The organism is Amycolatopsis sp. NPDC057786 (genome assembly GCF_042797905.1).
In the GTDB taxonomy this organism is placed as follows: Bacteria; Actinomycetota; Actinomycetes; order Mycobacteriales; family Pseudonocardiaceae; genus Amycolatopsis.
On sequence record NZ_JBHVKW010000022.1, the window covers coordinates 1 to 24,552 of the forward strand.

23 protein-coding genes and 1 riboswitch are annotated in these 24,552 nt (G+C 69.3%); of the genes, 7 read left to right on the plus strand and 16 right to left on the minus strand.

Features of this window, described 5'->3' with window-relative positions; all coding sequences use genetic code 11:
• Nucleotides 1–40: 40 nt before the first annotated feature.
• A complete protein-coding gene (gene lepA / locus ACFVM3_RS14960) occupies nucleotides 41–1,882 on the minus strand; it encodes a translation elongation factor 4 (protein ID WP_378438993.1) in 1,842 nt (613 codons plus the stop codon).
• 113 nt (nucleotides 1,883–1,995) lie between these two features.
• Between lepA and ACFVM3_RS14965 the strand changes: the two genes are divergently transcribed.
• Nucleotides 1,996–2,583 carry a class I SAM-dependent methyltransferase gene (locus tag ACFVM3_RS14965; RefSeq protein ID WP_378438995.1) on the plus strand — a complete coding sequence of 196 codons (588 nt, stop codon included), beginning with the start codon at nucleotides 1,996–1,998 and terminating at the stop codon, nucleotides 2,581–2,583.
• Here the strand turns inward: ACFVM3_RS14965 and ACFVM3_RS14970 are convergent.
• Nucleotides 2,580–2,954, minus strand: a complete 375-nt coding sequence (locus ACFVM3_RS14970) for a VOC family protein (protein WP_378438997.1) — start codon at nucleotides 2,952–2,954, stop codon at nucleotides 2,580–2,582. The genes ACFVM3_RS14965 and ACFVM3_RS14970 overlap by 4 nt on opposite strands.
• A gap of 23 nt (nucleotides 2,955–2,977) precedes the next feature.
• Nucleotides 2,978–3,856: an EamA family transporter gene (locus tag ACFVM3_RS14975; protein WP_378438999.1), complete on the minus strand. Its 879-nt coding sequence runs from the start codon at nucleotides 3,854–3,856 to the stop codon at nucleotides 2,978–2,980.
• Nucleotides 3,857–4,214: 358 nt separating this feature from the next.
• Between ACFVM3_RS14975 and rpsT the strand changes: the two genes are divergently transcribed.
• Entirely contained in the window at nucleotides 4,215–4,475 is a 261-nt protein-coding gene (gene rpsT, locus ACFVM3_RS14980) for a 30S ribosomal protein S20 (RefSeq protein WP_007034798.1), read from the plus strand.
• A 51-nt stretch (nucleotides 4,476–4,526) separates the two neighbouring features.
• On the opposite strand, the gene holA is transcribed toward rpsT, so the two are convergent.
• Nucleotides 4,527–5,510, minus strand: a complete 984-nt coding sequence (gene holA, locus ACFVM3_RS14985; protein WP_378439001.1) for a DNA polymerase III subunit delta — start codon at nucleotides 5,508–5,510, stop codon at nucleotides 4,527–4,529.
• Between the two features lie 135 nt (nucleotides 5,511–5,645).
• A riboswitch (SAM riboswitch) is annotated at nucleotides 5,646–5,778 on the plus strand.
• Between the two features lie 13 nt (nucleotides 5,779–5,791).
• Here holA and thrC point away from each other — a divergent pair.
• Nucleotides 5,792–7,057 (plus strand): threonine synthase, encoded by a 1,266-nt coding sequence (gene thrC, locus ACFVM3_RS14990; protein WP_005158594.1) that lies wholly within the window; start codon nucleotides 5,792–5,794, stop codon nucleotides 7,055–7,057.
• 33 nt (nucleotides 7,058–7,090) lie between these two features.
• On the opposite strand, the gene ACFVM3_RS14995 is transcribed toward thrC, so the two are convergent.
• From ACFVM3_RS14995 to nadD, 7 genes are all read right to left on the minus strand, one after another.
• The gene (locus ACFVM3_RS14995; RefSeq protein WP_378439002.1) at nucleotides 7,091–9,496 is read right to left on the minus strand and encodes a ComEC/Rec2 family competence protein; all 2,406 of its coding nucleotides are present in this window, start codon (nucleotides 9,494–9,496) and stop codon (nucleotides 7,091–7,093) included.
• Nucleotides 9,493–10,215, minus strand: a complete 723-nt coding sequence (locus tag ACFVM3_RS15000; RefSeq protein ID WP_378439004.1) for a helix-hairpin-helix domain-containing protein — start codon at nucleotides 10,213–10,215, stop codon at nucleotides 9,493–9,495. The genes ACFVM3_RS14995 and ACFVM3_RS15000 overlap by 4 nt, the downstream gene beginning before the upstream one ends.
• 145 nt (nucleotides 10,216–10,360) lie before the next feature.
• Nucleotides 10,361–11,206, minus strand: coding sequence for a DegV family protein (locus ACFVM3_RS15005; protein ID WP_192745832.1), 846 nt, complete (start codon nucleotides 11,204–11,206; stop codon nucleotides 10,361–10,363).
• 10 nt (nucleotides 11,207–11,216) lie between these two features.
• Nucleotides 11,217–11,942: a diglucosylglycerate octanoyltransferase gene (octT, locus tag ACFVM3_RS15010; RefSeq protein WP_192745833.1), complete on the minus strand. Its 726-nt coding sequence runs from the start codon at nucleotides 11,940–11,942 to the stop codon at nucleotides 11,217–11,219.
• 2 nt (nucleotides 11,943–11,944) lie between these two features.
• Complete coding sequence (locus tag ACFVM3_RS15015) at nucleotides 11,945–12,559, minus strand: histidine phosphatase family protein (protein WP_126729709.1); 615 nt, start codon at nucleotides 12,557–12,559, stop codon at nucleotides 11,945–11,947.
• The gene (gene rsfS / locus ACFVM3_RS15020) at nucleotides 12,556–12,960 is read right to left on the minus strand and encodes a ribosome silencing factor (protein WP_016332398.1); all 405 of its coding nucleotides are present in this window, start codon (nucleotides 12,958–12,960) and stop codon (nucleotides 12,556–12,558) included. Before rsfS ends, ACFVM3_RS15015 begins: the two co-directional genes overlap by 4 nt.
• A 55-nt stretch (nucleotides 12,961–13,015) precedes the next feature.
• Entirely contained in the window at nucleotides 13,016–13,615 is a 600-nt protein-coding gene (gene nadD, locus ACFVM3_RS15025) for a nicotinate-nucleotide adenylyltransferase (RefSeq protein ID WP_091597568.1), read from the minus strand.
• Nucleotides 13,616–13,776: 161 nt separating this feature from the next.
• Between nadD and ACFVM3_RS15030 the strand changes: the two genes are divergently transcribed.
• The 3 genes from ACFVM3_RS15030 to argS all read left to right on the plus strand — a co-directional run bounded on the left by ACFVM3_RS15030 (nucleotide 13,777) and on the right by argS (nucleotide 19,055).
• A complete protein-coding gene (locus tag ACFVM3_RS15030) occupies nucleotides 13,777–15,882 on the plus strand; it encodes a RecQ family ATP-dependent DNA helicase (protein WP_378439006.1) in 2,106 nt (701 codons plus the stop codon).
• Between the two features lie 91 nt (nucleotides 15,883–15,973).
• A complete protein-coding gene (locus ACFVM3_RS15035; RefSeq protein ID WP_378439008.1) occupies nucleotides 15,974–17,260 on the plus strand; it encodes an MFS transporter in 1,287 nt (428 codons plus the stop codon).
• 70 nt (nucleotides 17,261–17,330) lie between these two features.
• The gene (argS, locus tag ACFVM3_RS15040; RefSeq protein WP_378439010.1) at nucleotides 17,331–19,055 is read left to right on the plus strand and encodes an arginine--tRNA ligase; all 1,725 of its coding nucleotides are present in this window, start codon (nucleotides 17,331–17,333) and stop codon (nucleotides 19,053–19,055) included.
• On the opposite strand, the gene ACFVM3_RS15045 is transcribed toward argS, so the two are convergent.
• Nucleotides 19,050–20,324, minus strand: a complete 1,275-nt coding sequence (locus tag ACFVM3_RS15045; protein ID WP_378439012.1) for an FAD-dependent oxidoreductase — start codon at nucleotides 20,322–20,324, stop codon at nucleotides 19,050–19,052. The two genes, argS and ACFVM3_RS15045, sit on opposite strands and share 6 nt — an antisense overlap.
• Before the next feature lie 91 nt (nucleotides 20,325–20,415).
• Here ACFVM3_RS15045 and ACFVM3_RS15050 point away from each other — a divergent pair, with 91 nt between their 5' ends.
• Nucleotides 20,416–21,051, plus strand: a complete 636-nt coding sequence (locus tag ACFVM3_RS15050) for a TetR/AcrR family transcriptional regulator (RefSeq protein ID WP_378439014.1) — start codon at nucleotides 20,416–20,418, stop codon at nucleotides 21,049–21,051.
• Nucleotides 21,052–21,123: 72 nt separating this feature from the next.
• Here ACFVM3_RS15050 and proB read toward each other — a convergent pair whose 3' ends face one another.
• The 4 genes from proB to rplU form a co-directional block, all read right to left on the minus strand.
• Nucleotides 21,124–22,233, minus strand: coding sequence for a glutamate 5-kinase (proB, locus tag ACFVM3_RS15055; RefSeq protein WP_378439016.1), 1,110 nt, complete (start codon nucleotides 22,231–22,233; stop codon nucleotides 21,124–21,126).
• Nucleotides 22,230–23,693, minus strand: coding sequence for a GTPase ObgE (obgE, locus tag ACFVM3_RS15060; RefSeq protein WP_378439018.1), 1,464 nt, complete (start codon nucleotides 23,691–23,693; stop codon nucleotides 22,230–22,232). Before obgE ends, proB begins: the two co-directional genes overlap by 4 nt.
• Before the next feature lie 110 nt (nucleotides 23,694–23,803).
• Complete coding sequence (rpmA, locus tag ACFVM3_RS15065) at nucleotides 23,804–24,061, minus strand: 50S ribosomal protein L27 (protein ID WP_007034782.1); 258 nt, start codon at nucleotides 24,059–24,061, stop codon at nucleotides 23,804–23,806.
• A gap of 38 nt (nucleotides 24,062–24,099) precedes the next feature.
• Entirely contained in the window at nucleotides 24,100–24,414 is a 315-nt protein-coding gene (gene rplU, locus ACFVM3_RS15070) for a 50S ribosomal protein L21 (RefSeq protein ID WP_005158538.1), read from the minus strand.
• Between the last annotated feature and the right edge of the window lie 138 nt (nucleotides 24,415–24,552).

Genomic DNA, 24,552 nt, shown 5'->3' on the forward strand with positions numbered 1-24,552 from the left:
CGCCCGGATCGTGATCCGGGCGGCCTTTTCACGTGTGCCGTTACTGCTTCTTCTTGCCTGAGTCCTCTGTGGACAGCGCGGCGACGAAGGCCTCCTGCGGGACCTCGACCCGGCCGACGGTCTTCATCCGCTTCTTGCCTTCCTTCTGCTTTTCCAGCAGCTTGCGCTTACGCGAGATGTCACCGCCGTAGCACTTCGCGAGCACGTCCTTGCGAATCGCGCGGATGGTCTCGCGGGCGATGATGCGGGCGCCGATGGCCGCCTGGATCGGCACCTCGAAGTTCTGCCGCGGGATCAGCTCGCGAAGCCTGTTCACCATGCGGTTGCCGTAGTTGTAGGCGTCGTCCTTGTGCACGATCGCGGAGAACGCGTCGACGCCCTCGCCCTGAAGCAGGATGTCCACCTTGACCAGGTCCGCCGCCTGCGCGCCGGCCTCTTCGTAGTCCAGCGACGCGTAACCGCGCGTCCGCGACTTCAGCGTGTCGAAGAAGTCGAAGATGATCTCGCCCAGCGGCAGGTTGTACCGCAGTTCGACCCGGTCCTCGGACAGGTAGTCCATGCCGAGCAGCGTGCCGCGCTTGTTCTGGCACAGCTCCATGATCGTGCCGATGAACTCCGACGGCGCCAGGATGCTCACCTTGCTGACCGGTTCGAGCACCTTGTCGATCTTGTTCCCGGTCGGCCAGTCCGACGGGTTGGTGACGTGGATCTCCTTGCCGTCGTCCAGCACCACGTCGTAGACCACGTTCGGCGCGGTGGAGATCAGGTCGAGGCCGAACTCGCGCTCCAGCCGGTCGCGGGTGATCTCCAGGTGCAGCAGGCCGAGGAAGCCACAGCGGAAGCCGAAGCCGAGCGCCACCGACGTCTCGGGCTCGTAGTCCAGCGCGGCGTCGTTGAGCTGGAGCTTGTCCAGGGCCTCGCGCAGGTCCGGGTAGTCCGAACCGTCCACCGGGTACAGGCCGGAGTAGACCATCGGCTTCGGCTCGCGGTAACCGGCGAGCGGCTCCTTCGCGCCCTGGCGTTCGGAGGTGACGGTGTCACCGACCTTCGACTGCCGGACGTCCTTCACCCCGGTGATGAGGTAGCCCACCTCACCGACGCCCAGCCCCTTGCTGGCCTTGGGCTCCGGCGAGATGATCCCGACCTCGAGGAGTTCGTGGGTGGCGCCGGTGGACATCATCTTGATCCGCTCGCGCGGCGTGATCTTGCCGTCGACGACCCTGATGTAGGTCACGACGCCCCGGTAGGTGTCGTACACCGAGTCGAAGATCATCGCCCGTGCCGGGGCGTCGGCGTCACCCTGCGGCGCGGGCACCTGCTTCACCACCGCGTCGAGCAGGTCACCGACACCGACACCGGTCTTGGCGGACACGCGCAGCACGTCCGAGGGCTCGCAGCCGATGATGTGCGCGATCTCGGCGGCGTACTTGTCCGGATCCGCCGACGGCAGGTCGATCTTGTTGAGCACCGGGATGATCTGGAGGTTGTTCTCCAGCGCGAGGTACAGGTTGGCGAGCGTCTGCGCCTCGATCCCCTGCGCGGCGTCGACCAGCAGGACGGCACCTTCACACGCTTCGAGCGCGCGAGAGACCTCGTAGGTGAAGTCGACGTGGCCCGGGGTGTCGATCATGTGCAGGACGTGGTCCTCCCCGTCGACCTTCCAGGGCAGGCGCACGTTCTGCGCCTTGATGGTGATCCCGCGTTCCCGCTCGATGTCCATTCGATCGAGGTACTGAGCCCGCATGGCCCGTTCCTCGACCACGCCGGTGAGCTGCAGCATCCGGTCGGCCAGGGTCGACTTGCCGTGGTCGATGTGCGCGATGATGCAGAAGTTCCGGATGAGCTCCGGGGGCGTGAAGGTCGTGTCGGCGAACGTCGTCAACGGGTTTCCTCGCGAAGGTCGGGGTGTGCCACCTCTATGGTCCCATGCCGCTCCGGGTGCGAGTGGGGGTCATCCCCGATGCGGCCCGTGATGAGCTGTGGTGCCCTCGAAGTATGAGTACTTCACTGTCCCAGATACTCGACCGGACGTTCGGCCATCCTCGGGGACTGCTCGGCCGGTTCGGCGGCCGGGCGATGGCACACGGCAACGCCGCCACCGAACTTCGCGTCGTCGAACTGGCGTCGATCGAGTCCGGCGAAACCGCCTTGGTCGTGGGCCCCGGCCCGGGTGTCGGTCTCCAGGCCACGGCCGAACGCGCGGGCCACGCGATCGGCGTCGACCCGTCCCCGGAGATGCTCGCCCGCTCGCGCCGCCGCTGTGGCGACGAGGTGGAGCTGCGGCTCGGCACGGCGGACTCGACAGGTCAGCCGGACGGAAGCGTCGACGTGGTCCTGAGCGTCAACAGCGTGCAGTTGTGGGAGGACCGGGCGGCCGGTTTCGCCGAACTGTTCCGCGCGTTGCGGCCCGGCGGGCGGCTGCTGCTGTCGGCGCACGAGAAGTGGCTTCCGGTGTCCCGGCACGAACTGGCCGACGAAGTCGCCGCCGCCGGCTTCACCGACCTGCAGACCTGGACCTGGGAACCGCCGGGCTTCGGCGCCTCGCTCGCCGCTCAGCTGCGCGCGTTCAAACCGCCGGCCTAGCGCGGATCAGTGCGCAACGGGTGCTCACGCGGCACTTCGACCAGCACGATCCTGGTGCCGTCCGGGTCGGTGATCCACGCTTCGTCCAGACCCCAGGGTTCACGCCGCGCACCGCGGACAGGCTCCAAACCCTTCTCCGCGAGTTCCTCGAGCGCCGCGGGAAGATCCCGGACCTGGAGCCACAAGGCGACGTCCGGCGTTGGGCCGGTCTCCCCGGTACCGACGATCTCGATCGACCCGTTCCCGGCGAAGAACACCGTCCCGCCGGGGAACTCCTTGTCGATGGCCAGGCCCAGGGTGTCCCGATAGAACGCCGTCGACACGTCGAGGTCCTTCGGGTGGATCAGCACCCTGCTGCTCAGCACGTCCATGGCTCAATCCCTACCGGATGGGTTCAGGCCATCGCAATCGCGGTGATCCCCGCCAGCACCACCACCGACCCGGCCAGCCTGCGGACGGCGTTAGCCTCCCCCAGGACCAGCCAGGCGGCTACGCCACCCAGGACGATGCTCAGCTCCCTCGCCGGTGCGACGAGACTCACCGGAGCGATCTGGAGGGCGTAGAGCACCAGCAGGTAGGCGACCGGCGAGAGCACGCCGACGATGAGCACTTCACCCTTGTGTTCGCGCCAGAGCCACGAGACCTCTTCGCGGTCCTTCAACGCGTACGGCGTCATGAGAAGGCTCTGCACGATCGCGCCGGTTCCGAAGTAGACGATCGGCGGGACCCCGAGGCCCGTGACCGAATGGGCGTCCCACAGTGTGTAGGCGGCGATCGTGAGACCGGTCAGCAGTCCGTAGACCAGGCCTTTGCGGCGAGCGACACGATCGGCGGCGTCGGCGTGCTCCGGCGCCCGCCCGGTCCCGATCACCAGCACCCCGGCGACCACGAGGAACGCGCCCACCAGGCCGAGCACCCCCGGCCGCTCACCGAGCAGGACGACGGCCGCGAGCACCGAGATCAGCGGCCCGGTACCGCGGGCGACGGGATAGACGACGGAGAGATCGCCGACGGCGTAGCCCCGCTGGAGGACGATCCCGTAGGTGACGTGGAACACCGCCGTGACCACCGCGGCGACCAGCCAGGTCCACTGTGGACGTTGCGGCTCCACGGCCAGCGAGACGGCCATGACGGGGACGAGCAGGATCGCGGAGAGGCTGTAGTAAGCCCAGACGAACCGGGCTCCGCCACGACGGATCCGCTTGGCCGCGAGGTTCCAGCCCGCGTGGATGACGGCGGCGATGACGACGAAGGACAGGGCGGTGGCGTTCAAGACGGACCTTTCACGTTTTCCGCGCACGCGGAAAACACCGGTCCTCCAGGCTTTTGTCCCGTCAGATGAACGGCGGCGCTTCCGGCCCCGCCGATGGTGCCGCTCGGACCTGTCCCGTCTGCCCTGATTGTGTGTTTTGCTGAACAGGCAGGCGGCGGAACCCTAGGCACTACGCTCCGCACCGTACCTCACGCACCCGTCCCGAGGTGGCCGCGAGCCACCACTGGACGGCTGTTAAGCTTGCCTTTCACCGTCGTGTGGCATTCCGTCATGGAGGAAACCCGCGCGCTCTCACGAGCGGCAGGGCCGGTCACAGCGCGGCGATGAAACCACCGAGAGATTCAAGAGGAGCGCCCCCGTGGCCAACATCAAGTCGCAGATCAAGCGCATCACCACCAACGAGAAGGCGCGTCAGCGCAACCAGGCGATCCGGTCCTCGGTGAAGACCGCGATCCGCAAGTTCCGCGAGGCCGCCGACGCCGGCGACAAGGCCAAGGCCCTGGAGCTGCAGAAGGACGCGGCCAAGAAGCTGGACAAGGCTGTGACCAAGGGCGTTCTCCACGCCAACCAGGCCGCCAACAAGAAGTCCGCGCTGGCGAAGCGCGCGAACTCTCTCTGATCGGCTTTTGAAGGGCCCCGGCGACGCGAGTCTCCGGGGCCTTCGCCGTTTTCAGCGGCTTGTGCCGTGGGCGGCGACGACCTCCAGGACCGCGCGCTCCAGCGCGTACTCCGGGTTGGCCGCGACCCCCTTGACCTCGGCGTTGAGCCGGGCGACCACCCGCATCGCGGTGGCGAGCCCGTCCTGGCCCCAGCCGCGGGCCTGCCCCTGGGCCTTGCGCACCTTCCACGGCGGCATCCCCAGCTCACCCGCCATCTGGTTCGGGTTCCCGCGACCGGCACCGGACACCCGCGCGATCGTCCGGACGGCGTCGGCGAGGGCGTCCGCGACCAGCACGTGCGGTACGCCCAGCTGCATCGCCCAGCGCAGTGACTCCAGCGCCGCCGCCTTGTCACCGGCGACGGCCTTCTCCGCGACGGCGAACCCGTTCACGTCCGCGCGGCCCCGGTGGTAGCGCCGGACCGCCTGCTCGTCGACCGTTCCCCCGGCGTCCGCGACCAGCTGGGTCGCCGCCGACGACAGTTCACGCAGATCCGAGCCGACCGCGTCGATCAGCGCGAGCACGGCCGCACCGTCGATCTTCCCGCCGACCCGGCGGACTTCGTTGCGGACAAAGGATTCCCGCTCAGCGGGCTTGGTCAGTTTCGGGCATTCGACGACCTCCGCACCGGCCTTCTTCAAGGCGGCGGGAAGCCCCTTCGCGGCCTTGCTCCGGCCACCGCCGCTGTGCACGACTACGAGCACGATGCCGTCGGCGGGTGCCTTGATGTAGGCCATCACCCCGTCGGCGAGTTCCTGTGAGATGTCGTGCGCGGACTCGAGGACGATCACCCTCCCTTCGGCGAACAGGGAGGGGCTGACCATCTCCGCGAGCGCCGGGACTGTGAGGTCCGACACCCGGATCCGGGTGAGATCCGCCGTCGGATCGATCGCCTTGGCCGCGTCCGAGGCGCTGCGGACCGCGCGTTCGATCAGCAGCTCTTCCTCACCGAGAACCAGGACCAGCGGCGATGGGGCGGAAGCTTGCGTCGTCACGGTGACGATCCTCCCACTCCTCCTCTCGTGTGCTTTGTCCGGTGATGTGTTGCGGGCACTGTGGCCCCACCTGAGCCTCATGTCGTACGGTGTTGGCGAGGCGACGCGATCACGCGCGTGCCGACAATCGAATACCGCTCATCCAGAGGGGCAGAGGGAACGGCCCGATGAAGCCCCGGCAACCGGCGTCAGCCTGTCATCCCGCGATCGCGGGGTAGCTGACGAACACGGTGCCAATTCCGGCCCGCCATGGCGGGGCAGATGAGGAAAGGAACCTCGCGATGACCGCAACCCTCGGCACGACCTCCACCACCAAGACCCCGGATCTCGGACCGGCCGTCGAACTGGTGTCGAAGGAAGAGGGACACCGGCAGCCGCTCGCTCCCGAATTCGTATCCGCCGAGGACTTCTCGCCGCTCGAGGTCGCCTACGACTTCGGCCGCGTGCGCCGCGAGGACATCGAAGCCGGACCGAAGAACATCTGGCGCTACAAGAAACTCCTTCCCGTTCCCTCGAACGTCGAAGAGATCCCCAACACCGAGCCCGGCGCCACGCGGCTCATCCAGGCCGACAGGCTCGCGAAAGCCTTGGGCGTCAAGAAGGTCTGGGTCAAGGACGACACCGGCAATCCCACTCACTCGTTCAAGGACCGCGTGGTCGCCGTCGCTTTGGCGGCCGCGCGCGAGTTCGGGTTCGACGTGCTCGCCTGTCCCTCGACCGGCAACCTGGCCAACGCCGTCGCCGCCGCGGCGGCCCGCGCCGGCTGGCGGTCGGTCGTGCTGATCCCGAAGACCCTGGAACGCGCCAAGATCCTCACCACCGCCGTGTACGACGGTGACCTGATCGCGGTCGACGGCAACTACGACGACGTGAACCGGCTCGCCACCCAGCTCGCCGCCGAACAGGAGAGCTGGGCGTTCGTCAACGTGAACGTCCGGCCCTACTACTCGGAAGGCTCCAAGACGCTGGCCTTCGAGGTCGCCGAACAGCTCGGCTGGCGGCTTCCGTCCCAGATCGTGGTGCCGATCGCCTCCGGTTCCCAGCTCACCAAGGTGGACAAGGGTTTCCGCGAGTTCGGGCAGCTCGGCCTCGTCGACGAGACGCCGTACAAGGTGTTCGGCGCGCAGGCCACCGGCTGCTCCCCCGTCTCGGCGGCCTTCCGCGCGGGACACGACGTCGTCCAGCCGGTCAAGCCGGACACGATCGCCCGGTCGCTGGCGATCGGGAACCCGGCCGACGGTCCCTACGTCCTCGACGTGGTCAACCGCACCGGTGGCGCTATCGAAGACGTCACCGACGAAGAGGTCGTCGAAGGCATCCGGCTGCTCGCCCGCACCGAGGGCATCTTCACCGAGACCGCCGGCGGCGTCACCGTCGCGACGGCCAAGAAGCTCATCGAGACCGGGAAGCTCAACCCGGACGAGGAGATCGTCCTGCTGATCACCGGTGACGGCCTCAAGACCCTCGACGCCGTCGAGGACAAGATCGGCCCCAAGGCCACCGTCAGCGCCTCGGCCGACGCGGTCCGCGAGGCTCTAGGCATCTAGAAGCTCGGGGCATCTGAGTCCCTGCGGCCCGCCTCAGGAACGAGGCGGGCCTCGGGGCTCACCCCGGCGCACCAGTGCGAGACCTCGCGCGTCGGAGAGGACCGCGGTGTCGCCGTCCGTATCCGTCCTGGCGACCGAGGCGCCGACGGCCGCCAGATTGTCCATAGTGGACTTGTTCGGATGCCCGTAGGTGTTTCCGGCGCCGACGCTCACCAAGGCCGCCCGCGGCGCGACGGCGTTGAGGAAATCCGGTGCCGTGTAACGGCTTCCGTGATGCGGGACCTTCAGGATCTCGGCACGCAGTTCGGCGCCCTCGGCCATCAGGTCGGCTTGCGCGGCTAGCTCGATGTCGCCTGTCAGCAGCACCCTGCCAGCCGGGGTCCCGGCGCGCAGGACGACGGAACCGTTGTTGATCACCGTGCCGTCCTGTTCGCGGACCGATCGACCGGTGACATACCGCGGCCCCAGTACGTCCAGTGACAACCCCGGCCAGTCCAGCCGTTGCCCGATCTCCAGCTCCAGCAAGGGAATCCCACGGCGCGCGGTTTCGTCCGCGACCTGCTGCCACGCCCACGCGGGAGCCCGGCCGGGTCCGACGGCGACCGCCCCGACCGACCTGCCCTCGAAGACGGATACGAGACCGCCGATGTGGTCGGCGTGCAGATGACTCAGCACGATCAACGGCACCCGGTCGACGCCGAGCCTGCTCAGGCATTCGTCGACCGGTCCCGGTTCCGGCCCGGTGTCGACCAGGACCGCCCGCCCTTGCTCACCCGTCGCGAGGACGACGGCGTCACCCTGCCCGACGTCGCACGCGACGGCACTCCACGACGCCGGCGGCCACGCCGGAGCCAGCACTCGCACCGGCACGAAGACGAGCAATCCGGCGGCCAGCGCGACCGCCAGAAGAATCCTGGCGTGCCGCAGCCGGATGGCGACGAGCAGGACGACCAGCACTCCGGCCGCGAGCAGCCCGCCCCACCAGCCATCCGGCCAGTCCATGACCGCTCCCGGCGCACGGGCGCCGTGGCGGGCCACGGTGATGAGCCAGCTCGCCTCGGGTTCGGTCAAGCGGACCAGCAGCCTTCCCGCCGACGGCCACCACGGGCCGACGACGGTGGCGAGCACGCCGAACACGGTGGCCGGGGCGACCACCGGCGCGGCGAGCACGTTGGTCACCACCGAGACGAGACTGACCGATCCCGCCATGCCCGCGATGACCGGCGTCGTCACCACGAACGCGGCCAGCGGGATGGTCAGCCCCTCGGCGTAACCGGCCGGAACACCGCGTCCGACCAGCCATTCCGCCCACCTCGGCGCCAGCAGTACCAGACCGGCCGTGGCCAGCACCGAAAGCGCGAATCCGAAGTCGGCGGCCATCGCGGGGTCGGCCACGACCAACCCGGCCACCGCGAACGCCAGCGCGGGCAGCGCCGAACCCCGGCGCCCCAGTGCCAGCGCCAGCAGCCCGACCGCCCCCATCACCCCGGCGCGAAGCACGCTGGGCGCGGGCCCGGCGAGGACCACGAACCCGGCGAGCCCCGCGGCGGCCGCGGCGGCGGAAGTCCGCGGCCCGACCCGGAGCACCCTCAGCAGGAGGAGGATCGAGCCGCAGACGATCGCCACGTTCCCACCGCTCACGGCCATCAGGTGGGACATACCGGAGTCCGTAAACTCGCGTTCGACCCTCGGGGACAGTGTGCTCGTATCCCCCACGACCAGCCCGGGCACGAGACCGGCCTGCTCCTCCGGGAGGACGGCGCACAGCTCCCGGAGCCCGGCGCGCAGCGATTCCGCGGCTCGCTGCCACCAAGGCTCCGGCCCGAGGGCCGACGGCGGGCCTCGCACCGAGAGGACCGCGACCGTCAGTTCGGCCCCCTTCGACGGTGCGAGCCGCCCCGAGGCGGTGACCTGCTGCCCGGGCAACAGGCCGGTCCACCCCTCGGCGGGAGCGAGCAGGAGGATCCGGCCGGCCGAATCCACCACCCGTTCACCCGTCACCGCGGTGTCCACCGTCGCGGCGATGACCACCAGGCGGGTTCCTGCCCGGCGATCGGCGTATCCGGCACCGCGGACCGGACGTGGCCGCTCGGTGACCACCACCCTCGTGGTGACGTCACTCCCCCGTGCGGCGGCGGCACGGAGGTCGTCGAGCTCGGCGGCCCGGATCCGCAGCGCCACCGGACCGGCGGTGAGCACGCCGAGGACGGCCAGGGCACCCAGGCCCGCCACCCACCGGGACGCCGTCCGGCGGGCGCGGACACCGGCGGCGATCGCGAGCACCACGGCGGCCGCACCGCAGAGCATCGTGATCCACCAGCCGCCCAACAACCCGGAAAGAGTGCCGAGCCAGGCAGTCATCGCGGCCGGTATCAGCCGCAGGTCCTGCCCTCGCCACGACGCGGTGTCCACTTCGGACGGATCGGCGGACGGGTTCATCCGACGGACACCAATTCCCGGACCTTCTTGAACTTGCTTTCGCCGATCCCTTCTACGTCACGGAGTTGCTCGACGCTGGTGAACCCGCCGTGCCCGGACCGCCAGTCGACGATGCGTTTCGCCATCACTTCGCCGACCCCGGGCAGGGTGTCGAGTTGCTCGGCCGTGGCCGAATTCAGGTCGAGCTTCCCCGGCGGTGCCGCCGTTCCCGCCGCGGCGGGAACGGGGACGCCGACGGCCACCTGCTCGCCGTCGGTGAGCCGCCGGGCCAGATTCACTCCGGTCAGATCCGTTCCGGGCTGTGCCCCACCGGCCGCCGTGAGGGCATCGGCGACCCGTGCGCCCGGAGGGACCGTGACCAGGCCGGGTTTGAGGACCCGGCCGACGACGCTGATCACCAGAGGCGCCTTGCCCGCCGCGGCGGGGACGTCTCCGGCGGCCTTCGCCGACGGCAGGGGCGGCGGGGTCTCCGCCCCCGGCCGGTGTCCGAACAAGGCGATCGCGCCGGTCACGATCACGGCCACCGCGATCAGCACGGCCGCCACGACGAACCACCGCCGGTTCACCGGGATCCCGTCCGCCGTGAACCGGGCGGGCACCCAGCGGCGGACGAGCCTGCCCACGGGCGGGCCCTGGGTGGGCGACGACAGCTGCGCTGCCAGCCACGCCAGCCTGGCGTTGACGGAGGGTCCCGATGGACGGGCGGTTTGGTCGAACACGTGAACGACGCTACGGAGCGGGAGTGGCGGGCGGCAGTGGTGAATCCCGAGGCTGTGGACAAGTGGGGTGTTGTGGACAACCCGGCCGCGGCCGTGCCCTGTTCGCCGGTTTCCGTCGGGGAGGCGTGGGAGGCTTGCCGGTTTTCTAACCGGCTCGCTGGATCACGACGCCGAGCACACCGGGGCCGGTGTGGGCCCCGATGACGGCGCCGATCTCCGAGACCACGCACCCGTCCGGGCAGTTGATGGATTCCTCGAGCCGGTTGGCCAGTTCGACGGCGCGCTCGGGGGAAGCCAGGTGGTGGACGGCGATGTCGGCGAGCCCGCCTTCGGCAGCTTTCACGGCGAGTTCGACCAGGCGCGCCACCGCGCGATTCATCGTCCGCACCTTCTCCAACGGCTGGATCCGGCCTTCGGACATGTGGAGCACGGGTTTCACCGCGAGCGCCGTGCCGAGCAGGGCGGCCGCCGGGCCGATCCGCCCGCCGCGGCGCAGGTATTCGAGGGTTTCGACGGCGAACAAGGTCTCCGAGCGGCTCACCGCGTCGACCGCGGCGGCCTCCACCTCGGCGGGTTCCGCCCCGTCAGCGGCGGCACTCGCCGCGCGCAGGGCGGCGAAGCCGAGTCCCATCGCGGTGCTGCGCGAATCGACCACGCGCACCTTGTCCGGCCCGACCTCCTGGGCCGCGAGCACCGCGGCCTCCCAGGTGCCGGACAACTCCCGGGACAGATGCACCGACACGACGGCGTCCGCACCCTCGGCCAGCGCGGCCCGGAACTCCTTGACGAATTCGGCGGGCGTCGGCCGGGACGTCGTCACCAGTCTGCGTTTGCCGAGCGCCTCGGCCAGGGCGGCGGGGCCCATTTCGAGGCCGTCGAGGAAAACGACGCCGTCCACGAGGACGTGCAGCGGGACCACCCGGATCCCGTTCCGTTCGGCGAAGCCTTCCGGCAGGTGGGCAGTGGAATCCGTGACTACGGCGACCGACACGGCAGTCAGCCTACGTTGCCGCGGGGCGGAGCACCGGGGCCATCAGGCGGGCCATTTCCGCGCCGACGGCGGCATGTCCCTCCCACCCCCAGTGCATTCCGTCCGGATTGCCCCGCCCGCTCAGCACGTGGTCGCCGACGACGGCTTCGAGATCCAGCAGCGGGACGTCCGCGCGACGGCCCCAGTCGGCGAGGGCGGCGGCGGCACCGGCGCGGGCGGTGTGGACGCGGCCGTAAGAGTCGGATCGATGCACGGAGGGCAGCATGCCGAAGATCGGCAGCTCCGGTCGCAGCGTGCGCAAAGCCCCCACAGCGGTGTCGAGATACTGGACGGTGAGCTTCGACGGCAGGACCACCGGGCGCCCCCGGAGGGCGATCGCGAGCCGCGGTTGAGCGGCTAGATACGCCTTGCGCACCACGCGCCGCAGCGGGTCGGGCCGCAGATAGCGGAGACCGGTGCGCAGGTAGGTGGGCAGCGGCGAGGGCAGGGTGTCCATGCTGCCGACGGCCAGCACGACGGCGTCGACGTGATGCAGATCGGCCCAGACCCGCGGATCACCGATCAACGACCACCAGGCGTCGCGGGCGGTCCAGCCGAACCCGGCGACTAGGTCCGCGGCGCCACCGAGCGCTTCGGCGGCGATGTTGGGCCACAGACGCGCGTCGTCGGCGGCGTGCGGGCCGTCCGGGCCGTGGAAGCTGAGGGAATCGCCGAACACCAGCAGGCGCGGGGCCATGGTCAGCCGGTGATGCCCGCGTTGTAGGCGGCCAGCCGCCAGTTGCCGTCACGCCTGGTCAGTTCGACCCAGTGACAGTTCGCGATCCCGCCCAGCGAAGGCCAGGACGGGACCGGCAGGCCGAGCAGTTTCGCGGTCAGCGCGATGATCAGGCCGCCGTGCGTGGCCAGCAGTACCGCGTCGCCGGCGTCGGAATTGGGCCGGTCCAGGTCCGCGACGACCTCCATCGCGCGTTCGGCGACGTCGACCCGCGACTCGCCGCCGGGCGGTGCCCAGGTCGCGTCGACGCGCCAGCGCGCGCGTTCTCCTGGGTACGCCTCGTCGACCTGCTGGCCGGTGAAGCCCTGCCATTCACCCAGATGGGTTTCCCGGAGGCGCTTGTCGATCCGCAGCGGGACGCCGATGGCTTCGGTGAGCACGGTGGCCGTGTCGGTGGCGCGGCGCAGATCCGAGGCGATCACCAGATCCGGCGAGAAGCGGGCGAGCGCGGGCACGGCGAACCTGGCCTGGTTCCAGCCGACCGGTGTCAACGCGGAGTCCAGATGCCCCTGCATCCGGCCTGCCGCGTTGTAGTCGGTCTCGCCGTGGCGCCAGAGCACCAGCCGCCGCGGGCTCACGAGGCGCCTTGCGCGTCGGCGGGGTCCTCCTCGGCGGGTGTCTCCAGACCGGCGACCTCGATCCGCGGGCAGTCTTTCCAGAGCCGCTCGAGACCGTAGAAGGAGCGTTCCTCCTGGTGCTGGACGTGGATGACGACGTCGACGTAGTCCAGCAGGACCCAGCGGCCCTCACGGGCGCCTTCACGGCGGACGGGCTTGTGCCCACCGAGCCGGAGCTGCTCCTCGACGTTGTCGACGATGGCGCCGACCTGGCGCTCGTTGGGCGCGGACGCGATGACGAAGGCGTCGGTGATGACCAGCTGGTCGGACACGTCCAGCACGACCACGTCGCTCGCCTTCTTGTCCGCCGCCGCATGGGCGGCCGCTACGGCCAGCTCTCGTGCCTCGGACGTGGCTGTCACAGTTCTCCTCAAACAGATGGCTTTACTCGCGGGTTCGCCCGACGAGGGTACCCGGTCAAGCACCCCGGTCTTTCCGATAGAGGTCCTTTTTGGCGATGTAGCGCACCACACCGTCGGGGACGAGGTACCAGACGGGCTCCCCGCCTTCGACGCGTTCGCGGCACGCGGTGGACGAGATCGCCATCGCGGTCACCTCGACCAGGCTCACCTTCCCGCTCGGCAGATGCTGCGAATTGAGGCGGTAGCCGGGCCTGGTGACGCCGATGAAATGGGCGAGGTCGAACAGCTCGTCGGCGTTGCGCCAGGTGAGGATCTGTTCGAGCGCGTCCGCGCCGGTGATGAAGAACAGCTGGTCGTCCGGGTACTCGGCACGCAGGTCGCGCAGGGTGTCGACGGTGTAGGTCTGCCCGACGCGGTCGATGTCGACGCGGCTGACCGAGAAGACGGGGTTGGACGCCGTCGCGATCACAGTCATCAGATAGCGGTCCTCGGCACGGGTGACCACCCTGTCGGACTTCTGCCACGGCTGACCGGTGGGCACGAAGATGACCTCGTCGAGCGCGAATCGCGCCTGGACCTCACTGGCCGCGACGAGGTGCCCGTGGTGAATGGGGTCGAACGTGCCGCCCATGACCCCGATCCTGCGTGGTGACATGGGTCGTGAGCCTATACAGCGCACGAGGCTCCACGCTCGGGTCGCCGGACCCACCGACCGGTGGTGATCTGGGTCACATTACAGTCCGTTCCATGGATGAACGGTCCGTTCACGACATGCCGATCGCGACTTCGTCGGTGGCATGGGGTAGAGGTGGGGACGTGGACACATCGACTCTCCGGGATCGCGCCGAGACCCTCCTCCAGTCGTTGGCGGGCGAGGGCGCCCGCCTGCGTGACGACCAGTGGACGGCCATCGAGGCGCTGGTCGCCCACCGCCGTCGCGCGCTCGTCGTGCAGCGCACCGGCTGGGGGAAGTCCGCGGTGTACTTCCTGGCCACCGCGTTGCTGCGGGAGCGGGGCAACGGCCCGACGGTGATCATCTCGCCGCTGCTCGCGCTGATGCGCAACCAGATCTCCGCGGCGGCCAGGGCGGGTATCCACGCGGCGACGATGAACTCCGCGAACCCGCAGGAGTGGGACCAGGTCCAGGCGGCGATCGCGGCCGGCGAGGTCGACGTCCTCCTCGTCAGCCCCGAGCGGCTCAACAACCCGGATTTCCGCGACACCGTCCTGCCGAAGCTGACCGCGACCGCCGGCCTGCTCGTGGTCGACGAGGCGCACTGCATCTCGGACTGGGGCCACGACTTCCGCCCGGACTACCGGCGGCTGCGGACACTGCTGAAGGATCTGCCCGACGGTGTCCCGGTGCTCGCCACCACCGCGACCGCGAACGACCGCGTGGCGACCGACGTCGCCGAGCAGCTCGGCATCGGCAACGGGGGCGACACCCTCGTCCTGCGCGGCAGCCTGGACCGCGAGAGCCTGCATCTGTCGGTGGCGAAGCTGCCGACGTCGCAGGCCCGGCTCGCCTGGCTGGCCGAGCACCTGGCTGAGCTGCCCGGGTCCGGGATCATCTACACGCTCACCGTCGCCGCCGCGCACGACGTCGCGGGGTTGCTGACCGAGCGCGGCTACCCGGTCGCCGCCTACACCGGCAAGACCGACCCGGCGGACCGGCAGGCGGCCGAAGACGATCTGCTGAACAACAACGTCAAGGCGCTGGTGGCCACTTCGGCGCTGGGCATGGGGTTCGACAAGCCGGACCTGGGTTTCGTGGTCCATCTCGGCGCCCCGTCCTCCCCGATCGCGTACTACCAGCAGGTCGGCCGCGCCGGGCGTGGCGTCGACCGCGCCGAAGTGATCCTGTTGCCGGGCCACGAGGACAAGGACATCTGGGCGTACTTCGGTTCGCTGGCGTTCCCGGACGAACTCCGGGTGACCCAGGTGCTCAACGCGCTGGCCTACGCTGACCGTCCACTGTCGACACCGGCGCTCGAACCGTTCGTCGAACTCTCCCGTTCCCGGCTCGAGATGGTCCTGAAGGTGCTGGACGTCGATGGCGCCGTCCGCCGGGTGAAGGGCGGTTGGGAAGGCACCGGCGAAGAGTGGCGCTACGACAAGGAACGCTACGCGCGAGTAAGCGCGGCTCGGACCAACGAACAGAACGCCATGCTGGCGTATCTGGAGACCACCGGCTGCCGGATGGAGTTCCTCCGGAAGCAGCTCGACGACCCCGAAGCGACCCCCTGCGGGCGGTGTGACAACTGCACCGGAAAGCATTGGGACACCACGATTTCCGATGACGTCGTCGACGCCACCCGGCAACGGCTGGGCCGTCCGGGGGTTGAAGTCGCGCCGCGGAAGATGTGGCCGACCGGGATGGCCGGGCTGGACGTCCCGCTCTCCGGGCGCCTGCCGGCGGGCGAGCAGGCCGAAACCGGCCAGGTCGTCGGCCGCGTGACCGACGTCGGCTGGGGCACGCGGCTGCGCGAACTCGTCGGCCCGGCCGCGCAGGACACCGAACTCCCCGACCCGGTCTTCCACGCCTGTATCGAAGTACTCAAGGGCTGGCAGTGGTCGGAGCGCCCGGTGGCCGTGGTGGAAGTGCCCTCAGCCACACGACCTCAGCTGGTCCACAGCCTGGCGACGAAGCTGGCCTCGATCGGACGCCTGGAGTACTTGGGCGCAGTCGCCTCGGCGGGGCCGCCCCCGCGTCAGGCGAACAGCGCCCAGCGGCTGGCCGATCTGTGGAAACGCCTCAGCCTCCCCGAGGACCTGTCGGCGCGAGTGGCCGCGGCCGACGGTCCGATCCTGCTGGTCGACGACCTGATCGACACCGGGTGGACGATGACGCTGTCCGCGCGGCTGCTCCGTCAGGCCGGAGCCCGTGCGGTGCTGCCGTTCGCTCTCGCCAGCACCTCGTAACCGAAGAGCCCGATCCCGACATTCGACAGGTTCTTTCCCGCGCGGGGACTTTCTGGCAAGGTTCCGTCCACGCGCGAGTACGGAGGTGCCGATGGCGGACTCAACGACGGAGCGGCTGGGGCATCGGCTCCCGGTGAAGAAGTTGTTCGCCGCCAGTGTCGGAAACGCGCTGGAATGGTTCGACTGGACCATCTACGCGACCTTCAGCATCTACTTCGCCAGCGAGTTCTTCCCGAAGGGCAACGAAGCCCTCGCGTTGATCAACACCTTCGCCACCTACGCGTTGGCGTTCTTCTTCCGGCCGCTCGGCGGGATGTTACTCGGCCGGTTCGCCGACGTCAGAGGCCGGAAGCCGGCGATGATCCTGACCATCGTCCTGATGGCGGGTGGATCGGTGGCCATCGGTCTCCTGCCGACGTTCGACCAGGTCGGCTGGCTGGCCCCGATCCTGTTGCTGCTGGCCAGGGTTGCGCAAGGGCTGTCGCTCGGCGGCGAGGTCTCCAACGCTTCGGCCTACCTCGGTGAGATCGCGCCGCCCGCCCGCCGCGGCCGGTACTCCGCCTTCTTCTACATCTCGACCGGCTCCGCCGTCCTGCTCGCCTCGATCCTCGGGTTCGTGCTCGCGCGGACGATGTCCAAGGCGGATCTGACCGCGTACGGCTGGCGGATCCCGTTCCTGCTCGGCGGTGTTCTCGGCATCATCGGCCTGTGGCTCCGGCGCAGCCTCGCCGAGACCGAGATCTTCGAGGAGAAGAAGTCGACGGCGCGCCGGGTCGAACGTCCGCTGCGCACCACCCTTCGCGAGCACCCGCGGGCCGTCGTGCAGCTCGTGGGCTTCTCGATGCTGTCGACCCTTTGCTACTACACGTTCTTCAGCGCCCTGACCTCCTTCGCGGTCAAGACCCGCAAGGCCGACGACGTCGACGTGTTCCTCGCGTTGTCAATCGCGACGGCGTTGTTCGTCGCGCTTCAATACCCGATGGGCGTCTTGTCGGATCGCTTCGGGCGCAAGCCACAGCTGCTCGTCTGGGCGGCGGCGACCGCGATCCTCATCGTCCCACTGTCCACTTTGGTCAGGCCAGGGCTGCCGGGCCTGATGGTCGTGTTCTGCGTCGGGCTCTGCCTGTACACGGCGATGACGTCGATCGCGCCAGCGATCATGAGCGAGCTGTTCCCCACCGAACTGCGCGGTCTCGGCATCGGCGCCTGGTACAACCTGACCGTCGCGTTGTTCGGCGGGACCGCTCCCCTGGTGCTCACCGCGCTGTCCGACGCGGGGTTGTCGACGCTGTTCTTCTGGTACGTGGCCGCCGGAGCGGTGATCGCGTTCTTCGTCATCCGTACCCTGCCGGAGACCAAGGGCAGCGACCTGCGCTGAAACTCCGTCGCCGATGACGGGCGAGGTGGCTACCCTCGCGCTCCTACGACGAGCGCGAAGGAGGGGCACCGTGTTGTTCGGCGATGTAAGCGAGGAACTGGCGCGACGCGTGGTGGATGCCCTTCGCCACGTCACGGACCTCGAGCCTCCGTCCGCACTGGTGCGGGTCTCCGCGCAAGATGGGGTCGACTACCAATGCGATCTCGCGATGAGCCTGGGCAAGCGACTCGGCAAACCACCGAGGGAGATCGCCGCCGAGATCGTGGCACGGCTCGACGTCGCCGACCTCGCCGAACCACCCGAGGTCGCGGGGCCGGGTTTCCTGAACTTCAGGCTGCGCTCGTCCTGGCTGGAGGAGCGGACGACGGCGCTCAACGGCGACGCACGCCTGGGAGTCGCGGTGACGCAGCGGCCGCGGCGGATCGCCATCGACTACAGCAGCCCGAACGTGGCGAAGGAAATGCACGCCGGACACCTCCGGTCGACCGTCATCGGTGACGCGATCACGCGGCTGGCGCGGTTCGCCGGGCATGAGGTCATCCCGCACAACCATCTCGGCGACTGGGGTACGCCGTTCGGCATGCTGATCGAGCATCTGCTCGACGAGCGCCCCTCGGGTCCGTACACGATCGCAGACCTCAACGGCTTCTACCGTGCCGCCCGGTCGAAGTTCGAAAGCGACGACGACTTCGCCGCCCGGTCACGGAACCGGGTGGTGCTCCTGCAAAGCGGTGACGACCACACTCTGTCGCTGTGGCGGCGGCTGGTCGGCGAGTCGACACGGCATTTCACTCACGTCTACGAGCTCCTCGGCATCGACCTGACCGATCAGGACATCTACGGCGAGAGCTTCTACAATCCGTTTCTCGCCGCGGTCGTGGACGATCTGATCGCCGCCGGGCTGACCGAGATCAGCGATGGCGCGGTCTGCGTCTTTCCCGACGGTTTCCGCAACCGGGAGGGCGATCCGCTGCCGCTCATCGTGCGGAAGCGGGACGGCGGTTACGGCTACGCGGCCACAGACCTCGCAACCCTGCGCTACTGGACGGAGCAGCGCGGTGTCTCGGACCTGCTCTACGTCGTCGGTGCGCCGCAAGCACAGCACTTCGCGATGGTGTTCGCCGTGTGCCGGGCCGCCGGTTGGCTCCGCGACGAGCATCGGGCGGAGCACATCGGGTTCGGTTCGGTACTCGGTGAAGACGGCCGTGCCATGAAGACCCGGGCGGGCGAGTCGGTCCGTCTTTCCGACCTGCTCGCCGAGGCGGTCTCCCACGCCGCCGAAGTGATCGACGGCCGGGGCGACCTCTCTCCCGACGCGAGGGAAGAGGTCGCCAAGGCGATCGGGATCGGCGCGCTCAAGTACGCCGATCTTTCCGGCGATCGCGAGCGTGACTACGTCTTCTCCTGGGACCGGATGCTCTCCAAGAACGGGAACACGTCGGTCTACCTGCAGTACGCCAACGCGCGGATCCGTTCCGTGCTGGCCAAGGCGGACCAGGACCTCACCGGCGCGCGGATCCTGCTCGGCCAGCCTGAGGAACGGACACTGGCACTCGCGCTGGCCCGCTTCCCCGAGGCGGTCGGCGCGGCCACCGCCGGGAATTTCCCCCACAAGCTGTGCACCTACCTGTACGAAACCGCGGTCGTGTTCTCGCGGTTCTACGAACAGTGCCCGGTGCTGGGCGCGAAAGGTCCCGGCGTCCGCGACTCGCGGCTGCTGCTGGCCGAGCTCACCTCGAAGACGCTGACGCTGGGTTTGTCCCTGCTCGGCATCTCCACCCCTGCCCGGCTATGAGTCGCCGTGGTCGCTGAAGACCTTGCGCTTCAGCGGAGGGACCGCCTGGAAGAAGCGGAACATCCCTCGTGCCATCGTGCGGCCCGCGCGGTTCTCCGACACGAACTGGCGGGCGCTGCGTTCCGAGTCGCGCACCGCCGCGAAACCGTAGTCCCGCATCCGCTGCTCGTAGTCGGCGACCGCGGAGCGCACCGCGCCGGTCTTCCGAGCTTCGACGAGGTTGCGGCACAACAGTTGCGCGTCCCGGAGGGCGGTGTTCGCCCCGATACCGCGGAACGGGGTCATGCTGTGGATCGCGTCGCCGATCAGGGTGACGTTGCCGGTCGGCCAGGGAGCGACGGGCTTCGAGGTGAAGATCGGCAGCCGGGACACCGTCCCCTCGGGCGAGCCGGCGACCAGCTCCTTGAACGCGGGAGCCCAGTCGTCGATCAGGTCCAGCACCAGAGAACGCAGAGCCGCCCCGTCCCTTGACGACAGGTCGTCCGGATAGCGCCGGGCGTCCGCAGCGAACGCCCACATGACGTAACTCGAGGTGTTGTCGAACAGGACGGGGTCGTAGTCGGCGGTTTCGTCGTTGACCGACGAGACCCCGCTCAGCTCATGCGGTGCGCTGAACAGCCCCGCGCCGGTACGCGGCATCACCATGCTCGGGCCGTCGGTGAGCCGGGCGGGCAAACGCTTGCGAGCCTCTTCGGTCAGGGGGTGTTTGCCCGCGATCGCGATGATCCCGGTGTCCACCCGGTCGGCTTCGGGCAGGAACTGTTTGCGTACCCGGGAATTGGCCCCGTCGGCGCCGATGACCAGGTCGGCCTCGACGAGGCTGCCGTCGGCGAACTCGCAAACGACCACCTCGCCTTCACGGCGGTAGCCGACGAACTCCTTGCCGTGGTGCAGAACTCCGTCGAGCCCGTCGGACAGCACCTGATGGAGGCTGATCCGGCTGACCGAGTGGTGGTCCGACGCGGGATCGGGGCTCGAGGTGAGCTCGCTGTCGATCACCAGCAGGTCCCGCAACTGCTCGGTCACGAAGGTGAACGGTCCGCTCGTGGCGCCCGTGGTCTCCAGAAAGCGTTGCCAGAGCTCAGGCGGCAGGCATTCGTGCAGTGCGGCCGAACCATGCGGATTGATGTGCACGCGATAGCCCTGCAGCCGTTCGGTCCGGGTGCGGCTGCGCTCGTGGACGGATACTTCGATCCCCGCCTTGCGCAATCCCTGCGCCAGGCAGAGCCCGCCCGTTCCGCCGCCGATGATCGCGATTCTCGTGGTCACGGGTTTCTCCTCTCTCCGCCGACAACTATCAACCAGACGGATAATAAAGTCAACCGTACGTTTGAAAGAGTCAGCGGCTAAGCTGAACCCCATGTCCGAAGCCGCCCCACGCGCCCCTCGCCGCGCCCCTGTCGAACGCCACCGCGATCCCGAGCGCACGAAGAAGCTGCTCTTGGAGGCGGCGAAGGACGAATTCGGCGCGAAGGGGTACGCCGCGGCACGCGTCAGCGAGATCGCCGCGAAAGCGGGCGTGAACAAGCAGCTCATCTCGTACTACTTCGGCGGCAAGGAAGGGCTGTACAACGCGCTGACCGCGACGATGTACGACGACTACGCCGCGGCCTCAGACCCCGACACGCCGTTCGCGGAGGTCGTCCGGTACTTTGCCCGGTCGGGGATCCGGGATCACGCACTCGCCAAGCTGTTCCTCTGGGAGAACTTGACCGACGGCGCTCCCGACGCGGTCGGCGTCGAGGGCCAGCGCGGGTTCCTCCAGCGCCAGGTGGAGTACGTACGGGCCCGGCAGGCCGCGGGCGACTTCCCCGCCGACCTCGATCCTGCCTTTCTGCTGGTGATCTTCATGGCCGCGTCCAGCGCCGCGCTGGCGTTGCCTCGCGTCGTACGCGCGGTCTCCGGCCAGGACCCCGCATCGGCCGAATTCGCCGAGGCCTACGGCGAACAGCTGGCGCGCCTCGTCGGTCACCTCGCCGATCCGGGGAAGCGGTAGCAAAGGTCCCCTGCTGTCGCTGCCGAGCGAGGCCGGGGTCCGCGGAATCGCCGTGACCGCGGGCTGGGTGGCCTAGCGGCGCAGCGGGACGAGGTCGTCCGCGTGGACGACCTCACGCCGCTGTTCCGCGGGGAGGTCGTGACTGGAGCGGCCGATCAGGTCGGGCAACTCGCCCGCGTCGAAGGCCACGACCCCGCGCGCCACGGTCCGCTGCCGAAGATCGACCAGATCGACGACGTCGCCGGCCTGGAAGTCACCGTCGACGCCGGTGATCCCGGCGGCGAGCAACGAGCGGCGGCGGCGGACGACGGCCGCGACCGCGCCGTCGTCGAGGTGCAGCTTCCCGGTCGCGCCGGCGGCGTAGCCCAGCCAGAACCGGCGGGCCGACAGCCGGGAGTCGGCGGCGGCGAAGGCCGTGCCGACGTCGGCGGTGGTCAGGGCGCGTGCCGCCTCGGAAGCGGCGGCGAGCAGGACCGGGATGCCGGCACCGGCGGCGGTGCGGGCGGCGGCGAGCTTCGAGACCATGCCGCCGGTGCCGAGTCCGGAGCTCGACATGCCGACGGTGATTCCGTCCACATCGGACTCCCCGGCGACCTCGGCGATCTTGCGGGTCGCGCCGTCACGGGGATCCCCGTCGTACAGACCGTCCACATCGGACAGCAGAATGAGCGCGTCGGCGCCGATCAGGTGCGCCACCAGTGCGGCCAGCCGGTCGTTGTCGCCGAAGCGGATCTCTTCGGTGGCCACGGTGTCGTTCTCGTTGACCACCGGAACCGCGCCGAGGGCCAGCAGCCGGGTGAACGTGTTCTGCGCGTTGCGGTAGTGCGCGCGGCGCACGACGTCGTCCGAGGTCAGCAGAACCTGGCCCACGGTCAGGGAAAACCGGCCGAACGACTCGGCGTAGGCGTGCGCCAGCGCGAGCTGCCCGACACTGGCCGCGGCCTGCTGGGTGGCGAGGTCACGCGGCCGTTTGCCGAGCGAGAGCGGCGCGAGGCCCGCGCCGATCGCGCCCGAGGACACCAGCACGATCTGCGTGCCGCGGGAGACCCGGTCGGCGATCGCGTCCACCAGAGCGTCCAGCCTGGTCACGTCGAGACCGTCGCCGGCGGTGGTCAGCGCTGAAGAACCGACCTTGACGACCACCCGCTTCGCGTCGGCGATCGCCACCCGGGTTGAGCTCACTCGTCGTCCATCTCGTCTTCGTCTTCGATGCCGTCCGGACCGTCACGACGGATCCGGCGGGCTTCCTTGCGCTCGGCGGCACCGATCCGGCTGGTGTTCTCCAGCCGCACGTCCGTGCCCCGGCCCGACAGGTGCACCGCGACCCCGGCCGGGGTCGACGGCTCCCACTCGAACTGGACGTCGCCGATGGTGACGGGGCTGCCGGGTACGGCGCCCTTGCGTGCCAGCACTTCCTCGACGCCCAGCCGGTTGAGCCGGTCCGCGAGGTAACCCACGGCTTCGTCGTTGCCGAAGTTGGTCTGCCGGATCCACCGTTCCGGGCGGGAGCCGCGGATGATGAACGCGCCTTCCTCCTCCGGGTCGTGCTCGACGGTGAAGCCGGCGTCGTCGACGGCCATCGGCCGGAGCACGACCTTCGCCGGCTCGGGGGCGGGCTGGTCGGCGCGGTACTTCTCGACGACGGCGGCGAGCGCGTAGGTCAGTTCCTTCAGGCCCTGCCGCGACGCCGTGGAGATCTCGAACACGCTGAGCCCGCGGGCTTCCAGTTCCGGGCGCACGAACTCGGCGAGTTCGGCGGCGTCCGGGATGTCGATCTTGTTCAGCACCACCACGCGCGGCCGGTCGGCGAGGTCGCCGCCGAGGCTCGGGGTGTAGCGGGCGAGCTCTTCTTCAAGAGCGTCGATGTCGGACAGCGGGTCGCGCCCCGGCTCGAAGGTGGCGCAGTCGACGACGTGCACCAGCACCGCGCAGCGTTCGATATGGCGCAGGAAGTCGAGGCCGAGGCCCTTGCCTTCGCTCGCGCCGGGGATCAGCCCCGGGACGTCGGCCATGGTGAACACGGTCGAGCCGGCGGTGATCACGCCCAGGTTCGGCACCAGCGTGGTGAAGGGGTAGTCGGCGATCTTCGGCTTGGCGGCCGAAAGCACCGAGATCAGCGAAGACTTGCCCGCGGACGGGAAGCCGAGGAGACCGACGTCGGCGACCGAGCGCAGCTCAAGGACGAGGTCGCGGGACTCCCCCGGCTCGCCCAGCAGCGCGAATCCGGGGGCCCGGCGGGCCTTGGAGGCCAGCGCGGCGTTGCCGAGACCGCCGCGGCCGCCCTGCGCGGCGACGAAGGTGGTGCCGGGGCCGACCAGGTCGGCCAGGATCTCGCCGTCCTCGGTCATCACGACGGTGCCGGACGGGACGCGCATCTCCAGCGTCTCCCCCGCGGCACCGGCGCGGTTGCCGCCCTGGCCCAGCTTGCCGTTGCCGGCGCGGGCGTGCGGGCGGAAGTGGAAGTCGAGCAGCGTGTGGACGTTCGGGTCGACGACCAGCAGCACGTCGCCGCCGTTGCCGCCGTTGCCGCCGTCCGGGCCGCCGAGGGGCTTGAACTTCTCGCGGTGCACCGAGGCGCAGCCGTTCCCACCGTCGCCGGCGGCCAGATGGATCACCGCTCGGTCCACGAACCGGGACGCCATGACTTGCCTCTATTCACTCTCGAGAAAAAGGGGATACATAAAACAAACGAGGGGTGGGCCCGGATATTCCGGCCCACCCCTCGTCAGAGGTTCTAACTCGAAGCCGGAACTCAGGCTTCGGTCGGCACGATGTTGACCGTCTTGCGGCCACGCTTCTCGCCGAACTGGACCGCACCGGCGGCCAGCGCGAACAGCGTGTCGTCGCCGCCACGGCCGACGTTCACGCCGGGGTGGAACTTGGTGCCACGCTGGCGGATCAAGATCTCGCCCGCGTTGACTTCCTGACCGCCGTAACGCTTGACGCCCAGCCGCTGCGCGTTCGAATCGCGACCGTTGCGGGAGCTGGACGCACCCTTCTTGTGAGCCATGGCTCAGTCCTCTTTCTGACGAAGATCCGGAGAAAGTCCTACTTGGAGATGCCGGTGACCTCGACGCGGGTCAGCTTCTGCCGGTGACCCTGGCGCTTGTGGTAGCCGGTCTTGTTCTTGAACTTGTGGATCCGGATCTTCGGACCCTTGGTCTGCTCGACGACCTTGCCGGTGACCGAGACCTTCGCCAGCGCGTCGGCGTCCGTGGTGACGTCGCCACCGTCCACAAAAAGGACTGCGGGGAAGGTGTGCTCGGTACCCGGCTCGCCTTCGAGCTTCTCGACCTCGACGACGTCGCCGACGGCCACCTTGTACTGCTTGCCGCCAGTCTTGACGATCGCGTACGCCGACACGGAAGTCTCCTGCTTACTCGACAACGGGTGGGGGCTTGCGTGACCCGGCCCATCAAGAAATTCTCGGTGGGCAGATTCTGCGCAAGGTGCCCGCCGCTAAGTGGCGGGCCGTTCTATAGGTTACGTGGGGCTCCCCGG

Coding starts and splice junctions, on each gene's coding strand:
- ACFVM3_RS14965 (WP_378438995.1), top strand. CDS start 1,996: ATGAGTACTTCACTGTCCCAGATACTCGACCGGACGTTCGGCCATCCT.
- ACFVM3_RS14970 (WP_378438997.1), bottom strand. CDS start 2,954: ATGGACGTGCTGAGCAGCAGGGTGCTGATCCACCCGAAGGACCTCGAC.
- thrC (WP_005158594.1), top strand. CDS start 5,792: ATGACCGCAACCCTCGGCACGACCTCCACCACCAAGACCCCGGATCTC.
- ACFVM3_RS14995 (WP_378439002.1), bottom strand. CDS start 9,496: ATGAACCCGTCCGCCGATCCGTCCGAAGTGGACACCGCGTCGTGGCGA.
- octT (WP_192745833.1), bottom strand. CDS start 11,942: ATGGCCCCGCGCCTGCTGGTGTTCGGCGATTCCCTCAGCTTCCACGGC.
- nadD (WP_091597568.1), bottom strand. CDS start 13,615: ATGTCACCACGCAGGATCGGGGTCATGGGCGGCACGTTCGACCCCATT.
- ACFVM3_RS15035 (WP_378439008.1), top strand. CDS start 15,974: ATGGCGGACTCAACGACGGAGCGGCTGGGGCATCGGCTCCCGGTGAAG.
- ACFVM3_RS15050 (WP_378439014.1), top strand. CDS start 20,416: ATGTCCGAAGCCGCCCCACGCGCCCCTCGCCGCGCCCCTGTCGAACGC.
- obgE (WP_378439018.1), bottom strand. CDS start 23,693: ATGGCGTCCCGGTTCGTGGACCGAGCGGTGATCCATCTGGCCGCCGGC.
- rpmA (WP_007034782.1), bottom strand. CDS start 24,061: ATGGCTCACAAGAAGGGTGCGTCCAGCTCCCGCAACGGTCGCGATTCG.